Below are 17,384 nucleotides of genomic sequence, written 5' to 3' on the forward strand. Positions count from 1 at the left end.
GGCCCGCGTGAAGAAGAAAGATGACTTGCCTTAGTTGAAGCGAATGTCGTCGCTTCCGTTAACCACCGCAATGCGCTTGAGAATATGGTCGATCGAAAACCGATGATATTCCGCGCTGAACGAGGTGCAGGCGTCTTCCGGAATAACCACATTGTACGAAAGCTCCCACGCGGAGCGGGCCGTCGACTCGACGCCAAAATTGGTGGCAATGCCGCTGATCACCACCGTATCGATGCCGCGCCTGCGTAGCTGCAAATCGAGATCGGTGCCGATAAACGCGCCCCAGTGGTGTTTGGTGACGACGATGTCCTGCGGCTGCTGCAAGCCTTCTACCAGAGTGTCGAAACCTTCGGGTGACTGCTCGGGCAGCGACGGGCTAGACACCTTGCGGCTGGGGGCTTCATCGGCACTGAACGCCACCTTGACCAGCACCACTGGAGCACCTGCTTCACGGAAGCGATCCGCCAGCGTTTTGTTGATAGCGATAATTTGCTCTGAGGAGTAGGGCGCTCTGTCGTCGGTGGTAATACCTTCCTGCAAATCGATAATAATCAGCGCAGTCGAATGCTTGTTCAGCGACATGGGATTCTCCGTCGGCAATATAGGGTGAAAGGACAGGTGGCTCAGCGGCGCTGTGCGTTTGCCTGCTCCAGCTTCTCTACTAAATGGATAACGTGCTCACGCAGCGTTCTGAGCTCTTCGAGGCTAATGCCCACCTGATTGAACAGGCACGCGGGAATATCACGAGCCTGTTCACGCAACGCCTTGGCATGGTCGGTCAGGGTGATGATAACGCGGCGCTCGTCCTTGTCGGAGCGCTGGCGTTGAAGGTGACCGGCTTTCTCCATGCGTTTCAGCAGCGGCGATAGCGTGCCAATGTCGAGCTTCAGGCGCTTCTTGATATCGCTGATGCTGATGTCGGTCTGATGGTCGCTAAGCTCCCATAGCACCAGCATCACCAGGTATTGGGAGTAGGTAAGGCCCAGCGGTTTTAGCAGCGGATGGTAAAGCTGTTGGATCAGGTTGGAAGCTGCATACAGCGGGAAGCATGCCTGCTGATCCAAGCGCAACGGATCAGATGAAGTCACCATGATAAAGGCTCGGTAGACGTTGAGTGGCGCAAGGCCATCAGTTGAGAGCGCAGCAATGCTGTGCGCGCTCGATAGTCCTTTCTATATTGCATGCAATTAGTGTGGATGAGAAGGGGGAGCAATGCGGCAAAATGATCCAGCGTGTATGGCCGACAAGAGCCGTTTTTATCGCGCGGCAGCAGCATGCGCGCTGCGATAAGACAAAAAAATGCCCTGCTGGTGTGGCAGGGCATCCAAGAGGCTCAGCGTGGAGCCTTTACTTTGCCTTTTCGAAAGCGCCTTCGATGGTCAGTTTGACTTCATCACTGACCGCAGGAACAAACTGCTTGATACCAAAGTCGGAACGTTTGATGGTGGTGATGGCATCAAAGCCCGCGGTGTATGCCTTGTTGAGCGGGTTTTCGCCTGCACCATGGAAATGCACGTTAAGCGTTACCGGCTTGGTAACGCCGTTCAGCGTGAGGTTACCTTCCACCTTGGCGTTATCACTGTCGCTACTGGTGACCTTGGTCGATACGAAGCGGGCGTTGGGGTGCGCCTTGGTATTGAACCAATCGCTGCCTTTCAGCTCCTCGGTCAGCTTGTCCGAGGTTGTCTGAACGGTTGTGGTGGGAATGGTGATGTCGACCTTGCTTTTGGAAGCGTCGTCGGCATTCAGCGTCAAGGAGCCCGATGCGCCCGAGAACACGCCGTGGTAGTTGGTGAAGCCGAAATGATCCACGTTGAACAGCACTTGGGTGTGGGCCGGCTCAACCTTATAAGTGCCGCTCTGTACGTCGGCGGCAGCGGCCAGCGGAGCCTGACTCAGGCCTGCGGTCAGCGCAGCTACGCTTAGCGACGCGAGGACGGTTTTCTTGAACGTCATGGTGGGCATCTCCTGAAGATCATGGGGGAAGAGAGCAGTGAGAAAATTCTCTTCCTTTATGCACTAATTAGAAAAAGTGGTTTGGCGACTATTTTTCCCAGAAATCCACTTTCTTCCTAACGATCATAGAGCACTAAAGCGTTTCTGGCGGCCCTGTTGAGTGCATAAGTGATTTTCCGAAATGGAAATTAGCGCTCAATGTGCAAAAAAAAGTGCGTAAAACTGTCGCAGGGGGTATGTCCACAATAAAAATGTGGTTATTATTAACAGGTGCTTTGAGCACGGGTATGGCACATGCCCGCCCTGCGTGTAGCGACCAACCGCCACCCCTATAGGCGGATGAGCCAAAATCGGGGCCAGCAGCGCAGTCCAGCCAATGTGCAAGCCGAGAGCCTAGCCTCCTCACACCGGTCCACCCGCGCCGGCGGCGCAAAGCGGGCATTAACGCTTCACACCTCCTCCGGTTTCCTTCCCTACAAGCCCAGCAATTGAAGGCTCGTCGCCAAAGGCGATCCGTTCAGTTCTCTGGGAGCAAGACACTCACGTCAGCATAGCCTAGCCCACCGCCGCTCCCTCAACAGCCCGACTTTAGTCGTCCGTATTTGCCTTGTCTTTTCCCTGCTGCTGCTACACTTGAAGCTCTTCATTTCAGAGAGCGATATCATGCGTAAGTGGTTGCTGCTTATTGGATTTTTAGTGGTGGTGGTCGGTGGGGGATTGCTGCTGGGATACACCACGCGCCCCGACAGCTGGTTTAACGCGCTGCATAAGCCTGCGTTCAATCCTCCGCCCTGGGTATTCGCGCCGGTGTGGAGCGTTATTTATGCATTGATTGCGGTGGCCGGGTGGCGAGTGTGGATGCGTACTGGCTGGTCGAGCGCGATGCGCGCTTGGATGCTGCAGCTAGCGCTTAACTTCTGTTGGTCGCCGGTGTTTTTCGGTGTGAAAAGCCTGACCGGTGGCGCAGTCATCATTGTGGCGATGCTGTTAGCCATTGTGCTGTTCATGATGCGGGCGCAGCGCGTTGATAAAGGGGCGCTGCTGCTGTTTGTGCCGTACTTGGCGTGGGTGGCTTACGCGACGCTGCTGAATATCAGTCTGGTGATGCTGAACTGACGCACTGCTACCGCGCGACCGCATCGCTGCCGCTGGTGGGGCATTGATTCGCATTGCTGTCGCGCGCGGGCTATTTCTACCTCCATTTACCTTTGCTTAGGGTGCTGTAGTTGGCGACCTCAGTCGTCGCCTTGGCGATTGCACGCTTAGGCCGCGCTCAATTATCTTCGATTTGTCGCTGAATAAGTCGCATTGCGCCCATAATTATTTCCAAATATGGAAGTATATCTTTCTGCGCCTCCCGCAGATGTCGTTGGATGTACGTGCTTTAATTCAGCCAATGTCGTTGAGCGCACTCGGTTCGCGCGCTCTCCTCTAACCCTGTGCAGTGAGACAACTCGATGAGCCTTAAGAATACCGCGGGGAACTGGGGAAGCGTTGCGCGCTTCTTTCACTGGGCGACGGCGCTGCTGATTATCGGTAATGGCGCCTATGGGCTGTGGATGACGGGACTGTCGCCGTCAATGAAGATGATTAACGCCTATGCCCTGCATAAGTCGATTGGTTTGACCGTGCTAGGGCTGCTGCTGCTGAGAATGGCCTGGCGGTTTTCCAGTCGCGCTCCGCGGGCGCTGCCTATGTCGCGCTGGCAGCACATCGCTGCGCATGCCGTCCACGGGTTTTTGTATCTGTTGGCGCTTGCCATGCCGCTGTCGGGATGGTGGGCGAATTCGCTGAAAGGCTTTCCGCTGCAGTATTTCAAGCAAATCAATTTGCCGTCGCTGGGCGGCGTGGTGAATCACCAGTGGGCGGATGTGGTGATTACCGCGCATCTAGTGATTTTCTGGTCGCTGATCGCGCTAGTGGTGATACACGCGCTGGCGGCGCTCAAGCATCACTTTATTGATCGCGACGCCACCCTTAAACGCATGCTGCCCTTTGGGCGTGCGCACTCTGAGGTTTCATCCATCGAGGATTTCAAATGAAAAAACTAACGGCATCGTTGATTTCTATGCTGCTGGTGCTACCGGTTGCCGCGCAGGCGGCTCACTACAGCGCTAATCAGGACGATAGCTCGCTGGGGTTCAAGACGACCTATCAAGGGCAGTCCTTCGACGGCACCTTTGGCCACTGGATGGCGTCCATCGACTTCGATCCCGCGCATCTTGATACCTCCAAGGCCGATGTGACCGTCGATCTGACGAGCGCGAAAACCGGCGAGAGCACGCGTGATGGCATGCTGCCCAACAAGGAGTTTTTCGACACCGAGCACCACCCTAAAGCGCACTTCGTCACCACGTCGTTCTCCAAACAGGGCGATAAGATTGTTGCGGAAGGCACGCTGGAGATGAAGGGACACTCAGAGCCGGTGGCGTTGACGGTCGATTTCGCGCCCGATGGCAATCACGCCACCATGGATATCCACGGCAAGCTGAAACGCCTGAGCTTCGGTGTCGGTGAGGGGGATTACCAGGACACCTCTGTGATTGGCGCTGATGTCGAAGTGACCGCGCACTTGAATCTGACCGCTCAGTAATCATCCGGTCCTAAGGGTGGTCAGCCGCCCCGCAATGCTTATGCGTTGCGGGGCTTTTTTGTGTGGGTGAAAGCTGATGGAAAAACGTTATGCTAAGCGTTTATTCAGATAAAGGTTGAGCTAACCACAATGATGTCGGCTGCATTCTCTACCGGGTTTGGCATTGGCCTGAGCCTGATTCTGGCGATCGGTGCTCAAAATGCCTTTGTTTTGAGGCAGGGAATCAAACGAGAGCATGTGCTGGCAGTGGTGTCGACCTGCGCGCTTTCTGATGTGGTGCTGATTGCGCTGGGCGTCAGTAGCTTCAGCCGAGTCGTAGCGCTGCTGCCGTGGCTCGACCCGGTGATGCGCTACGTCGGCGCGCTGTTTCTGCTGTGGTTTGGCGCCAAGAGCATGCGGGCAGCGCTGTGCGCCAACGACAGTTTGGTGGTGGAGGGCGAGGCGACAACGTCACTCAGACGCGCCGTGCTGACCTGTCTCGCATTAACCTGGCTTAACCCGCACGTATATCTCGATACCGTGGTGTTCATGGGATCGATTTCGACGCGCTTCGCCGGTGCCGAAATCGCCTTTGCCAGCGGCGCGATGAGCGCATCGCTGCTGTTTTTCGTTACTCTGGGATATGGCGCGCGCTGGCTACGGCCGCTATTCGCCCGGCCGATGGCGTGGAAGCTGTTGGATGCTGCGGTGGCGCTGCTGATGTGGGGGATTGCGGTGCGCTTGATCGTTGCCCCGTAGCAAGGCAGCGAGCGACGATAGAGCGAGAAGGTGGCGCGGGCTTGATGGTCTCTTTTTCAGGGGCGCTAAGCGATAGGGACGCATTGATTGGGAGTATGTAAGGGCGCGGAAGAAGTTGATGTTGAGACTGAATGTTTAGCGAGAAAAATGTGCAAATATAAAGACTTCTCTCAGGTTATACGTCAGGCTGTGCGCTATATTCGTCGATTGTTGCTGAATAAGTCGCTGGAACCACGGCTATCGGCAGTGTCACTAAACCGTTGCTCCCCGCTGAGGAGGTCCTCTTGAATTTCAACGTTTTTTCTCGCCCTACGGCGTCGCGCGTTCTTGCGCTTTGTGCTCTTCCTTTGGCGCTGGTGGCGTTAAATCATGGCGCTGCAGCGAAGGATGCCCCGCAAGTAACGTTCAAAGGCACCAGTAAAGCCTTTGATCAGTTGGTCGATCAGTCGCGTCAGGCGCGCACCATCGCCGAAAAATCGGTGTGGTCGGAGGGCCCAGTGTGCCTGCCCGATGGCTCGGTAATGTTCAGTGAAATTCCGCGCAATCGGCTGGTCAGCTGGAGCGAGCAGGGCGGCTTGAAGGTAGAGCTTTCGCCGTCGGATTTCCAAAACGGTCATGCGGTTGATGGCGAAGGACGCGTGATTGCGGCGTCTCACGGCAAACGCGGCATCGAACGCCGCAAATCGGATGGTTCCTGGGAAATGCTGGTGGATCGCTATCAGGGCAAGCGCTTCAATAGCCCCAATGATGTTGTGGTGGCAAGCGACGGCGCCATCTGGTTCACCGATCCTGATTACGGTCTGAAAAGTCAGGACGAAAGCTACCCCGGCGGCAAGCAGCAGCTTGGCGAGCACGTTTATCGTTTCGATCCCGCTTCCCATGACATCGAGCAATTCGTGCTGAAAGGCATAGCGAAGCCGAATGGTCTGGCGTTCTCTCCCGACAACAAAATGCTCTATGTGGTGGACTCTTCCGAGCAGAATCATCGCATCATGGCGTACGACGTGCGTGACAATAAGCTGACCAACGAGCGTGAGTTCGTCACCGTATCGCCCGGCGTGCCGGATGGCATCGATGTGGATACCGAAGGCAACGTGTGGAGCGGTAGCAAGGAAGGGCTGCATATCTACTCACCCAAGGCTGAGCTTTTGGGCAAGGTGCTGATTCCGTCGGAGTCCGCCACCTCCAACGTGGCGCTTTGCAAGAATGCCAGCGGCGATCATTGGGGCTATGCGACTTCCGGCATGCGCGTATGGCGAGTGCCGGTATCGGTGGTTAGCGCCGATTAAGCGTATTCGTTGTACAGCACGGCTCGACGTAGCAGTTCGGCGTAATCAAAGGCACCGGCTGCACAGCGAGCACCGTTATCAAGGGCCACCTTCGGGTGGCCTTTTTGTGGGCTGAAGACGTTGAAGAGTGGACAGCGCGCGGGTGGCTAGCGTTTGAGCAGGCACTTGGTTAGGCTGCTAGTCATCCTAATAACAAGTGGCTCTCATTACGCTGAGCCTTTTGCCCAAAGAGTACTTCTGCATTGACCGCTACCTCCCATCAGCATTCTCTACCGATTCCATGGCGCTGTCTGATACCGGTTTCCTCAATTGGCGTTATCTACGGATACGACATGGGCGCCAGCGCGTCGGTTGCTGAGTCGCTGCCCAATGATCTTGGTCTAAGCCAAAGCCAGTTTTCTTCCCTTAATGCCATCATTGGTATTGGCCTTTTGCTCGGTGCGGTAAGCGGGGGCGTCATCACCAATCGACTCGGCCGCCAGCGCAGCCTGCTGCTGGTGGCGGTGATGTTTACGCTATTCGCGTTGGGAGAAGCGCTGGCCACTGGCTTAACGATGCTGAATATCTGCCGCTTGATGCTGGGCATTGGCATTGGTCTTTCTACCGTGGCGGCGCCGGTATTTGTGAGCGAAATCTCACCGTCCGAGCGGCGCGGCGGCCTGATCGCGATGTACCAGGTGTCGAATGCCTGCGGCATTATTCTGGCCTATGTGGCGGGCTTTCTGCTGGCACCGCTCGATAACTGGCGGCTTAACCTTGGTATTGCCGCGATTCCCTCGCTGCTCGTGGCGCTAGCGGTGCTGCGCCTACCCGACACCCCAGTGTGGTATCTGATGCGCGAGGCGCGTGACAAGGCGGTCGCAACGCTGCGAGGGTTGGGGCACTCTCCTGCCGATGCCGAAGCGCTGTGTGCTGACACTGCTCGGCGGTTAGATGAAGAACACGCACAGCGCGCGGGGATCAGGCATTCGCTGCTGTCGCTATTGCGGCCTCCTTACCGGCGAGCCTTTATTTTCGTGGTGGGCTTTGGCGCGCTGGCAAAGCTGACCGGCATCAATGCGCTGGTGTACTACCAGCCCTTAATTTTCGCTGGTATGGGCTTCAGCGGCAGTGCGGGTAAGCTGCTGTTGCCCGGACTGATCACGCTGTTTTCAGTGGCGACCACGCTGATTGCGCTGGTACTGGTCGACAGAATTGGTCGCAAGCCATTGATGCAAACCGGATTGACGCTGATGCTGCTGGGCGATGTCGTGATCGCGACGGTATTCGCGTTAGGTACGGCATCGACGGCGCTCAGCGTTGCAGGTGTGCTGGGCTTCGTGCTGTTCCAAGCGGGCTTTGGCATGAGCTTCGGCTCGCTGATATGGATCTATTCCGCTGAAACCTTGCCGGGCCGCTTGCGCGCAGTGGGTGCCACCATCGCTCTCTCGTCTGACTTCCTGATTAATATCGTGATTGCCCAGTTCTTCCTGGCGGTCTTCTCGGCAGTAGGGGGGAGTGTGACCTTTATGGGCTTCGCCGCAATGGCGTTGGCGGCCATTGTGTTTTGCCGAACGCTGGCACCGGAAACCAAGGGGCGTCCGCTCGATGACATCCGGCTGTTTTGGGAGAACGGCGGACGCTGGGAGTCGAGCAGCGACAGTGAAGTCGGCGCGTCGATTCGCCGCTAGCACCGCGTCACGCGACGTTAACCGCAATGCTATAAGCTAGTGCTCAGGCGCGGTGCAGCGCTTTTGGGACAGCATCGGGCGCTGATTCGTGAGATGCTAGCGCCTATTTGGATGAGCAGTAACGGACCTTTTCATGACTTCTTCTTCGCTTCCGCCCACCGAACAACGTCATCCGCTTAGCGCTCGGATCGATCAACTGCCAACGCGGGATATTCTGGCGTTGATCAATGACGAGGACGCCACGGTTGCCGCTGTAGTGCGCTCGGCGCTGCCGCAGATGGAGCAGGCGGTGGCTGCGATTGCACAGCGTTTGGCCGACGGCGGTACGCTGCACTATGTGGGCGCTGGTACGAGTGGTCGGATGGCAGTGTTGGACGCCGCCGAGGTGCCGCCCACCTATGGATTCCCTGCGCAGCGCATTGTCGCCCACCTTGCTGGCGGCATTGGTGCGATGCAGGGTGCCGTAGAGCACGCCGAAGATGGTGCCGCTGACGGCGCAGCGGCGGTGGCTGACGTTGCTGCCAACGATGTGGTGATGGGGGTTGCCGCCAGCGGCACCACGCCCTTCGTGCTGGGCGCATTGCACGAGGCAGGTCAGCGCGGGGCCTTCACCATTGGGTTGACGTCGAATCCGGATGCACCGCTGATTAGCGAGGCAGCGCTAGCGATAGTGGTCGCTACCGGCCCGGAAGTAATTACCGGCTCCACCCGCATGAAAGCGGCCAGCGCGCAGAAGATGGTGCTTCAGGCCATCTCCACTACGGTGATGATCAAGCTTGGTCGAGTGCGCTCCAATCTGATGCTGGGCGTGCAGCCGACTAATCACAAGCTGAAGCAGCGCGCCGGTCGTATTGTGGCTGAGCTGACTCAGCAGCCCGAGAACATCATCACCGCGCTGCTCGAGCAGCACCACTACGATGTTGCGGCAGTGCTCGATGCGCTGCCTGTTCTTACCCGCGATGCGTCAGCACCATCGCCGGCGGCATCGGATAGCATAGTGCTGGGCATCGATATTGGCGGTAGTGGCTTGCGTGCCGTGGCACTCAATGGTGCTGATCAGCGCCCGCTGTCGGCGCAGGAGTTCCGTTTCGACACTGAAGGCAGCTCGTTCTCACTCTTTCCTCCAGAAGCCGCCGAGGCATTGCACGATTACGTTCGCCAACTGGCCGATAGCGGCGCGACGGTCACCTTGATTGGTGTAGGTATGGCAGGCGCTGAGTATCATCCACAGCGTGTTAGCGCGTTGCAGGAAGGGCTCCAGAGCGTATTCCCTCACGCGCGCGCCATCATTACCAGTGACAGCGTTGCGTCTTACGTCGGCGCCGTAGGCACTGGAGCGGGCGCACTGTTGACGGTGGGAACGGGCAGTATTGCGGTGGCCAGTGACGGCACGCAGGCGTGGCGACGCGTTGATGGTCTTGGCTTTCTCGCCGGTGATCTTGGCTCGGGGGCATGGCTGGGCCGCGAGGCAGCATGGCGTGCGATCAGCGGTATCACCCAGCGGGCGCCGCATGCCGAGGCATTGGAAAGCGCCTTCCTGGCCCATTTTGGTTCGCTCGACGACTACATTAGCCGAGTGCACAGCGCCGACGCGCCCTCTGCGCTGTTGGCCTCATTTGCCCGCAAGGTCACTGAGCTAGCCGCCAGCGGTGATCAGAGCGCTATCGCGCTGTGTAACGCCGCCGTTGATCACTTGTTCGAAACCGCGCGGCAGGCCGCCGACGGCCTTTCGCCCAGCGTGACGCTAAGCGGCGGCTTGCTTAGCGAAGGATCTTGGCTGCGCGCTCGGCTGATCAGTCGGCTGCAACAGGCAGGGCTTGAGGTACAAGCCCCGCTGCACAGCGCCAGCCAAGGAGCCGCCATTCTCGCCCAGCGGTACGTCGAAGGCGGGCTTCCCGAAGCCTTCTCTCAGCAGGTGTTGGGGCAAGCGTAGCAGCGCTTAGTCGCCGAGGGTAAAGCGGTAGGATGGTGCCGAACCGCCGAACCGCCGAACCGCCGAACCGCCGAACCGCCGAACCGCCGAACCGCCGAACCGCCGAACCGCCGAACTGCCGAACTGCCGAACTGCCGAACTGCCGAACTGCCGAACTGCCGAACTGCCGAACTGCCGAACTGCCGAACTGCCGAACTGCCGTGCGTTAGCGCGCGCTGGACGATATGGGGTTATCTCTCTTTTCGGTGAATCCGCGCTGCCTTCGGCCACCTTCCTTAAATGGTGACGTGGGGAGGGCGGTGTCACCTAGCCATCATGTAAGGCTCACAGCGCTGTCATTTTTCCTGCGTATCTTGCTTGCCCAACAATGGGTCATGCATACCAAGGATTACTGTGTCAGCTGTTTATTTCCGGTGGGCGCTGAGTGCCTGCCTGCTCGTTGCTGCGCTTGGCGTTAGTGCTAGCGGCTGGGCGTTATCGCTCGACTATGCGCATGAGTACGCCGACAGATCCGAGAAACATAAAGATATCTTCGCTTTCTCTCATTCTTTTTTCGGCGCCGTTGGTATCAAGGCAAAATACAAGTTCGTGCCGCGCGAGAAGCCCAACGGTGATGCGGGCAATGCGTTTGATGATGACAAACTGAATGAGCGCGAATATACGCTCAAGTACGGCTGGAAAGTCGCGCCGCGCTGGAGGCTGGTGCCTGAAATCAAGTACGCGATTAAAGACAAGGAAAAGAAGTACAAGCCCGAGCTGAAAGCGCAGTACAAGCTATTCAAGGGCACCAAGGTAGGCGTGGGGTATGTGTTCTACGTTAAGGATAAGCGCGGCAAATCGGTCACTCGCACCCACGAAATCAAAGCATCTGCGTCGCAGCAAATGGGGCGCTGGACCCTCGGCTATGAATACACGCATTACAACGGTAATCACGCGCTCTTCAACAACGGCCACAGCGATTACAAGCACGACGTGGAACTTGCCTACCGCATCAACCCGCACTGGGCGCCATTTATTGAATTCAAGAATGTCTCGGTCGCCGATGATTCCAGCAAGCGTGAAACGGAGAGCTATCTTGGCCTCAGCTACACCTTATAGAAGCGTTTCAGTACTCAAACAGCTATGCACGGTAATGATAGCGGGTGGTTTCGCGCTGCTATCGCTACCCGCCGCTGCGGACCAGACTGGCACCTCGAACCGGGCGGATCATTACCAGCTCGAACAAGTGGTGATGCTTGGCCGTCATGGGGTAAGGCCGCAAGGCAATACCGCCAAGCTAAATCGCGCAACTGGTCGCCAATGGCCCGAGTTCAGTGTGCCGGATAATCACCTGACGGGGCACGGCTACAAGGGAGTTGCCGACCAGGCGGCCTACCAGCTGGCTGACTGGCGTGCACGGGGGCTTCGGCTTAAGGATAGTGCCGGCTGTCCCTTATCGGATCAGCTATTTATCTGGTCCGATGTTGATCAACGCACCAAGGCAACGGGATTGGCACTGGCGGATGGCATGTTCCCTGGCTGTGGCCTCGCGCCGCATTTTTCCGCCGCCCAGCAAGATCCACTGTTCTCGCAAGCCTCGCTGGGGCTATCGCCGCTGGATACGCATAAGGTAAGGCAGCGGGTGCTGGCGCGGATGGGCGGATCACCGCAGGCCGCTGCCAGGCACTATCAGCACGCGGTAGCGCAGATGCGCCGAGTGGTCTGTAGCGATGCCAAAGACGCTTGCGGTTTTCTCGATGAGCCGTGGGGAGTTGCCTTCTCGAAGAGTGGCAAAGCCAAACTGACGGGGCCGGTGTCGGAAGGCTCCAGTATTGCTGAAACCATCCGCGAGCAGTACAGCGAGAATATGCCCATCGCTCAGGTGGCTTTCGGGCATGGTCGCGATGCCAACACGGTACGCGAGCTCATGGCGCTTCACGCGGCCAAGTACGATCTGCTTAGCGATACGCCGGAATACGCGCGCCACGGCGGATCGCTGCTGCTCGAGCAAATGCTTGCCGCCCTGTCGCCCGACAACGCTGATAACGCCCCACGCGCCCACCTCGACGCACTGAATCGGCCGCTTGTGATGCTGGTGGGGCACGACACCAATATCGCGCAGGTGCAAACCATGCTGGGCTTTAATTGGCAGTTGCCTGGCTACCCGCGCAATGATATCCCGCCGGGCGGAAGCCTGGAGCTCCAGCGTTACCGCAATCTCGCGGATAACTCTCAATGGCTGCGCGTGGTGTTCCGAGCGCGCTCGCTCGACCAATGGCGTCGCCTAAGCCCGCTGGACGCACGTCACCCGTTGCCCGCCGCTGAGCTTAACGGGGAGGGGTGCCGCGCCACCTCGGTAGGCAGACTCTGCCCGCTATCAGCGGTGGTTGCCCGGGCTCGTCGCCAGCTTGTTGAGTTGCCGCACCCGCCGACATTGTTTGAGTAGCATTTAAAGAAACAACGGCACGCTGCCCAGCGAATAAGCACGCTGGTGCAGCGGCTGCGCTGTGCAAACGATAGGCATGCACCATGCTGGTGCTTATCCATCGCAGATTCGGTGGTGTCTTCTATCCCACGGCGGGCCCTTGCTCCCGCTTCGACATCCTTTTCGTCCACCGCAGGTCGCGTGAAGTTTCAGCGCACGCATCAGGACCCGCAAGCCAGTGTTGCGCAGCGTGCCTTCATGATCCGCAGCGGGGCGGCTGAGCGTGGTCGCTGCGCCGATGAAGCAGGCCCCCCGATGATCCTCACGCGTGGCGCGCCTACCTTTGCCTTGCGCTTTGGTGCGAGTCACGGAAGCTTCCTTCGGTGCATGGCCCGCATTTTGCACTTTCACGCTCACCAGCTTTTGCTGGACGACCGCTGCTTGCTAGTCAACGACGTAGCGCAATGAAGTGAAGTGTGAATGTGGAGAAGGGATTAATGGCGGTAGCGATAGCTCGGCGCATGGGACGCTCTATTTTTTGGCAGGTGGTGATTGCGCTGGTGGCAGGTGCGCTATTTGGCTGGTTTCTTCCTGAGTCTGCCGAGGCGTTCAAGCCGCTAGGCGATAGCTTTATCAAGCTGATCAAGATGGTGATCGCCCCCCTGGTGTTTCTGATTGTGGTGCACGGTATCACCGCCAATGCCAATCTTCGGCATGTGGGGCGTTTGGTCGGCAAAGCCATTCTCTATTTCGAGGTGGTCAGTGTTGTAGCGCTGCTGCTGGGGTTGGTGGTGTCGCTGTTAACAGGCTTAGGAAGCCATACTCAGCTTCACATCGATGAGAGTCAAAGCGCGCTGGCGGATGCCTCTCACGGTGCTCATATGAACAGCTTGGTCGATTTCCTTACCGGACTGATTCCCGACACCTTTATCGGCGCTTTTGCCGACGGTGACGTGCTACAGGTGCTGGTGCTCTCGGTACTGTTTGGGGTCGCCCTAGCGCTAAGCGGCGACAAAGTGCGTCCTATCGTGACGTTGATCGATCAATTGAGCACCGTGATGTTCCGCATGATGGGCATTTTAGTGCGCGCCGCGCCACTGGGCGTATTCGGATCGGTTGCCTATATGGTGGGGCACTATGGACTCGGCTCGCTGAGCAATCTGGCCGGATTTTTAGTGCTGTATTTCGCGACCTGTCTGATCTTTATTGTTGTCGTGCTCGGCGCTATTGCAGCTTTCTGCGGCGTTAGCCTGAAAAAACTGATGGTCTACCTGCGCACCGAACTCGGCATTGTCTTCGGCACCACCGCCTCCGACGTTGTGCTGCCGCAAATAATGAGCAAGCTTGAATGGCTGGGAGTAGGGCGTTCCACGGTAGGCTTGGTAATTCCTACCGGCTATTCGTTCAATCTCGACGGCTTCTCCATTTACATCACCATGGCCGTGGTATTTATCGCGCACTTCACCGGCACTGCACTCAGCGGCGGTGATCTAGCGCTGATTCTCGCAGTCTCCATGGTCACCTCCAAAGGCGCGCATGGCGTCCCAGGCTCCGCCATCGTTATCCTCGCCGCTACCCTCTCAGCAATCCCCTCACTACCGGTCGCCGCACTCGCCGTCATCTTGCCCATCGACTGGTTCATCGGCATCGCCCGCGCCCTGACCAACGTACTCGGCAACTGCGTCGCCACCATCGCCATAGGCAAATGGGAACGCGACTTCGACGTCGCCAAAGCGCAGCGCGTGCTAAATGGGGAAATGCCTTATCGCGCGCACGAGGTTCAGCAAGGGCAGACTTAGGGGAAAGTTGAGTTGAGGAGGCGGGAGAAGGGCTGTTTTGGGCGTGGAGAAAAAGGCTAGGGGGGAATGCGCGCTAGAAGAGATAAATGGCGCCCTCAGCAGGAGTCGAACCTGCGACCTTCCCCTTAGGAGGGGGACGCTCTATCCAGCTGAGCTATAAGGGCTTGCGCGGGAGGTGAAGGCCAGAATTATAGGGATTCTGGCGGTCGAGGGAAAGGGCGCGCTTGGGCTTGGCTGCTGGGGCGAGTAAACTTGCTGGCTTTGCAATGGCAGTGGAGTGCCTTGGCGTGGCGGAAGATCGCTATTTTACTGGTGCAATGGCGGCGAAGTTCGGGCGCAGCCTTTACGGTGCGTCGCGGGGGCGGTTGCGGTTGGCGCTGGTGCAGCATGCGCTGGCGCTGGATATACCGTTTGCCTGTGAGCCGCTGCTGGATGCTGGGGGCGGCTTGGGCCAGATGTCGGCGTGGGCCGCTGAGCGCGGTCATCGGGTGACTTTGATAGAGCCAGCCGCTGAGATGCTCGAGTTTGCTCGAGAGCGCTTGCAGGGGCTCGACGTGACGCTGGTGCAGGGCGATGTGCAGTCGTTGGCGTCGCTAGCGCCGGGGCCCTGGCCGCGCATCATCTGCCATGCGGTGCTTGAGTGGATGGCGCAGCCGCGTGAAGGCTTCGACGCATTGGCGAACCAGCTCGCGCCGGGCGGGTGGCTGTCGCTGATGGTGTTCAATCGTGACGCGCTGCTGCTCTCCAACGTGGTGAAGGGCAATTTCGACAAGGCGCTCAACAACGATTTGGCGGGCAAGGGGCGCGGCACGCGATTGACGCCCATCTCGCCGTTAACGCATCAGCAGATCGCCGAGTGGTGCGCGGAGGCAGGCCTCGAAATAAGGGGCATCACCGGCATTCGGGTATTCCACGATTATCTGCGTGAGAAGTTTCCCAGTGAAGCTCAGTTGGCCCAACTGCGTGAGCTCGAATTCGCCCATTGCCGCGTCGATCCGTTCTGGCGCATGGGCCGTTATCTGCACTACAGCCTGTATCGCCCGCTATGATGCGGAGCGCGCACGCGGCTGAGCTTCCATTGCCTGTCCTAACGTCGCTATCCTTCTGGGCGTGTCCTATTCCATCTCGGCAGTCGAGTGCTGCCACCGTTTGAGCGAATCTAAACGTATCTATGGCTTCTCATACTATTCCTCCTGTGTGCCAACTGCTCGAGCGCGGAGCCTCGCAGCTTGATAGCAATGCTTGTCAGGTGGCGGTGCCGCTGGCGGCAGCTGCTTTCTTGCCGCACCTGGGCAGCGCGTGGGTAACCGATCTTGCGGTGGCCAAGGTGCTGGAGCAGCACCGCCAACAGGTGCAGTTGGGCCTTGCCGCGCCTGCTCAGTGCAGCGACGGGGCACTGCTGTTCTGGCCGAAAAGCCATGCCCTGGGGCTATGGTGGCTGCAAACGCTGTGTCATTGGCTGCCGGAAGGAGCGCCGATTGAGATCGTGGGTGAGCATCAGGGCGGTATCAAACGCGTACCCAAGGTGCTTGAGGCCGCAGGGCTCGAGTGCGCGCGGCTCGATAACGCACGCCGCTGCTCGCTGTTCGCGACACGCGCCAAGCCAGTGGATATCGCCGCGCCCGAGTGGGGTGAGTACAGCGCGCTTGAATTGAAGTTGGCCACGCATCCGGGGGTGTTTGCCAATGGGCGGCTGGATGCCGGTACCGACATGCTGCTCACGCGCTTGGCTCAGGAGTTTCCCAAGGGTGTTTCCGGCAGTGCGCTGGATGTGGGCTGCGGTGATGGCATTATCAGCCTGTGGCTGGCGCGAGCGGGTGCTGAAGTAACGGCGCTGGACGTCGACGCCTTTGCGGTCGAGACCACCCGACGTTCACTGGCGTTGAACGGCATGGAGGGGGCGGTCGCTATTGGCGATATGCTGGAAGAAGTCGCTGAGTCCTTCGACGTGATTGTATCGAATCCACCGTTTCACCAAGCGCGCGATGTTGATATAGGCCCCGCGCGACGGTTGATCGAGCAAGCGCCCAGCCGGCTGCGGCCCGGCGGTAAACTTTACATAGTGGCGAACGTGTTTCTTCCTTATCGCGCGGCCTTGGAAGCGTGCTTTGAGCGTGTCGATACCCTGGAAGAGGACGGGCGCTATCGTATCTACCGCGCATCTTCTCCGCGACGCACTCGCAAGCGCTAACGCAGCGCTAGGCGAGTTCTACGCTCAGAGCAGTGCTTACACAAACGGCCCCGTAATGGGGCCGTTTGTTTGCCTGTGGGAAGCGCGATCAAGGTCCCGGCGGATATTGCTTCAACGCCTCCTCTACCAGTCCTGCAATAATTTGCGCTCGCTGCTGCGGCGACGCGCTGTCGTCAGTATCGCGCTCTACTCGCCCGCGCCACACCAACTGGCCATCGCGACGGTCGTACATATCGAGCTGAAGGATAGTTACCGGGAATCTTCGCACCCGCGGTCCATAGAAGCCCGGACCGCCCCAGCCACCATAGTAGCCGCCGTAATAGCCGCGCGGCCCCCACGGGCCCCATGGTCCCCAGGAGCCATCGTAGAAAGGATCTTCCTGGGTGCGGTGGGTATAGGCGACGGTCGCCTGTAGCAGCACGTCGGCGCCTTTTTCGGTTCTGGCGGGCGTTAGGCCTTTGCCGGGCAGTTGTTCGTTGAGCGCCTGATCGATGCGCTCTGCCGTTAAGCTGCTGCGCGTTAGGGTATTGTCAGGCGTGAACACTACCCGCGGTGACGCCCACTGCCAGTGGTGATAGGTGGCGAAGTCGCGGGTGGGGTCATAGTCGCGCTGAGTGACCACGCTGCTGCATGCGCTAAGCGCCACTAGCGCAAGCGCCATCAACGTTGTTCTCAAGGCATTCGCGGGCAAGAGAGAAGGCAACGGCATAACAGGGAACTCCTGCAAAAAGACCGAATAAGCTGTGAGCCTCCGCGACTCTCAGCGAGATGCTTGGTACGCCAGCTCAGGGTGTCGAGCCAGCAAAAGCGC

General features: G+C 58.5%; 16 protein-coding genes and 1 tRNA gene. 12 read left to right on the forward strand and 5 right to left on the reverse strand.

What is annotated here, in order from left to right; translation table 11 throughout:
- Nucleotides 1–30 precede the first annotated feature (30 nt).
- The 3 genes from R84865_RS12530 to R84865_RS12540 form a co-directional block, all read right to left on the reverse strand.
- Complete coding sequence (locus tag R84865_RS12530) at nucleotides 31–582, reverse strand: hydrolase (RefSeq protein WP_435631443.1); 552 nt, start codon at nucleotides 580–582, stop codon at nucleotides 31–33.
- 41 nt (nucleotides 583–623) lie between these two features.
- Complete coding sequence (locus R84865_RS12535; RefSeq protein ID WP_435631444.1) at nucleotides 624–1,091, reverse strand: MarR family winged helix-turn-helix transcriptional regulator; 468 nt, start codon at nucleotides 1,089–1,091, stop codon at nucleotides 624–626.
- A gap of 256 nt (nucleotides 1,092–1,347) precedes the next feature.
- Nucleotides 1,348–1,956: a YceI family protein gene (locus tag R84865_RS12540; RefSeq protein WP_435637566.1), complete on the reverse strand. Its 609-nt coding sequence runs from the start codon at nucleotides 1,954–1,956 to the stop codon at nucleotides 1,348–1,350.
- Between the two features lie 663 nt (nucleotides 1,957–2,619).
- On the opposite strand from R84865_RS12540, the gene R84865_RS12545 reads away from it, so the two are divergent.
- The 10 genes from R84865_RS12545 to dctA all read left to right on the forward strand — a co-directional run bounded on the left by R84865_RS12545 (nucleotide 2,620) and on the right by dctA (nucleotide 14,382).
- Nucleotides 2,620–3,072 carry a TspO/MBR family protein gene (locus tag R84865_RS12545; RefSeq protein ID WP_435639839.1) on the forward strand — a complete coding sequence of 151 codons (453 nt, stop codon included), beginning with the start codon at nucleotides 2,620–2,622 and terminating at the stop codon, nucleotides 3,070–3,072.
- Between the two features lie 341 nt (nucleotides 3,073–3,413).
- Complete coding sequence (locus R84865_RS12550) at nucleotides 3,414–3,998, forward strand: cytochrome b (protein ID WP_435639840.1); 585 nt, start codon at nucleotides 3,414–3,416, stop codon at nucleotides 3,996–3,998.
- A complete protein-coding gene (locus R84865_RS12555; RefSeq protein WP_435637563.1) occupies nucleotides 3,995–4,549 on the forward strand; it encodes a YceI family protein in 555 nt (184 codons plus the stop codon). The genes R84865_RS12550 and R84865_RS12555 overlap by 4 nt, the downstream gene beginning before the upstream one ends.
- A 129-nt stretch (nucleotides 4,550–4,678) precedes the next feature.
- Nucleotides 4,679–5,287 carry a LysE/ArgO family amino acid transporter gene (locus R84865_RS12560; protein ID WP_435639841.1) on the forward strand — a complete coding sequence of 203 codons (609 nt, stop codon included), beginning with the start codon at nucleotides 4,679–4,681 and terminating at the stop codon, nucleotides 5,285–5,287.
- A 284-nt stretch (nucleotides 5,288–5,571) separates the two neighbouring features.
- The gene (locus R84865_RS12565) at nucleotides 5,572–6,576 is read left to right on the forward strand and encodes an SMP-30/gluconolactonase/LRE family protein (RefSeq protein WP_435639842.1); all 1,005 of its coding nucleotides are present in this window, start codon (nucleotides 5,572–5,574) and stop codon (nucleotides 6,574–6,576) included.
- A 242-nt stretch (nucleotides 6,577–6,818) separates the two neighbouring features.
- Nucleotides 6,819–8,246, forward strand: coding sequence for a sugar porter family MFS transporter (locus tag R84865_RS12570; protein ID WP_435639843.1), 1,428 nt, complete (start codon nucleotides 6,819–6,821; stop codon nucleotides 8,244–8,246).
- 133 nt (nucleotides 8,247–8,379) lie between these two features.
- Nucleotides 8,380–10,179, forward strand: a complete 1,800-nt coding sequence (locus tag R84865_RS12575) for an N-acetylmuramic acid 6-phosphate etherase (RefSeq protein WP_435639844.1) — start codon at nucleotides 8,380–8,382, stop codon at nucleotides 10,177–10,179.
- A gap of 393 nt (nucleotides 10,180–10,572) precedes the next feature.
- Nucleotides 10,573–11,277 carry an oligogalacturonate-specific porin KdgM family protein gene (locus R84865_RS12580; protein WP_435639845.1) on the forward strand — a complete coding sequence of 235 codons (705 nt, stop codon included), beginning with the start codon at nucleotides 10,573–10,575 and terminating at the stop codon, nucleotides 11,275–11,277.
- Complete coding sequence (locus R84865_RS12585) at nucleotides 11,255–12,604, forward strand: histidine-type phosphatase (RefSeq protein WP_435639846.1); 1,350 nt, start codon at nucleotides 11,255–11,257, stop codon at nucleotides 12,602–12,604. The genes R84865_RS12580 and R84865_RS12585 overlap by 23 nt, the downstream gene beginning before the upstream one ends.
- Before the next feature lie 476 nt (nucleotides 12,605–13,080).
- The gene (dctA, locus tag R84865_RS12590; RefSeq protein WP_435639847.1) at nucleotides 13,081–14,382 is read left to right on the forward strand and encodes a C4-dicarboxylate transporter DctA; all 1,302 of its coding nucleotides are present in this window, start codon (nucleotides 13,081–13,083) and stop codon (nucleotides 14,380–14,382) included.
- 87 nt (nucleotides 14,383–14,469) lie between these two features.
- Here dctA and R84865_RS12595 read toward each other — a convergent pair.
- Nucleotides 14,470–14,546: transfer RNA gene (locus R84865_RS12595), tRNA-Arg, on the reverse strand.
- 102 nt (nucleotides 14,547–14,648) lie between these two features.
- Between R84865_RS12595 and R84865_RS12600 the strand changes: the two genes are divergently transcribed.
- A complete protein-coding gene (locus tag R84865_RS12600; protein WP_435639848.1) occupies nucleotides 14,649–15,431 on the forward strand; it encodes a methyltransferase domain-containing protein in 783 nt (260 codons plus the stop codon).
- Nucleotides 15,432–15,553: 122 nt separating this feature from the next.
- Nucleotides 15,554–16,573: a methyltransferase gene (locus tag R84865_RS12605; protein WP_435639849.1), complete on the forward strand. Its 1,020-nt coding sequence runs from the start codon at nucleotides 15,554–15,556 to the stop codon at nucleotides 16,571–16,573.
- Nucleotides 16,574–16,661: 88 nt separating this feature from the next.
- Here the strand turns inward: R84865_RS12605 and R84865_RS12610 are convergent, their stop codons facing one another.
- Nucleotides 16,662–17,282 carry a DUF4136 domain-containing protein gene (locus tag R84865_RS12610; RefSeq protein WP_435639850.1) on the reverse strand — a complete coding sequence of 207 codons (621 nt, stop codon included), beginning with the start codon at nucleotides 17,280–17,282 and terminating at the stop codon, nucleotides 16,662–16,664.
- Between the last annotated feature and the right edge of the window lie 102 nt (nucleotides 17,283–17,384).

The sequence above is a fragment of the Carnimonas bestiolae genome, from assembly GCF_051251145.1.
In the GTDB taxonomy this organism is placed as follows: Bacteria; Pseudomonadota; Gammaproteobacteria; order Pseudomonadales; family Halomonadaceae; genus Carnimonas; species Carnimonas bestiolae.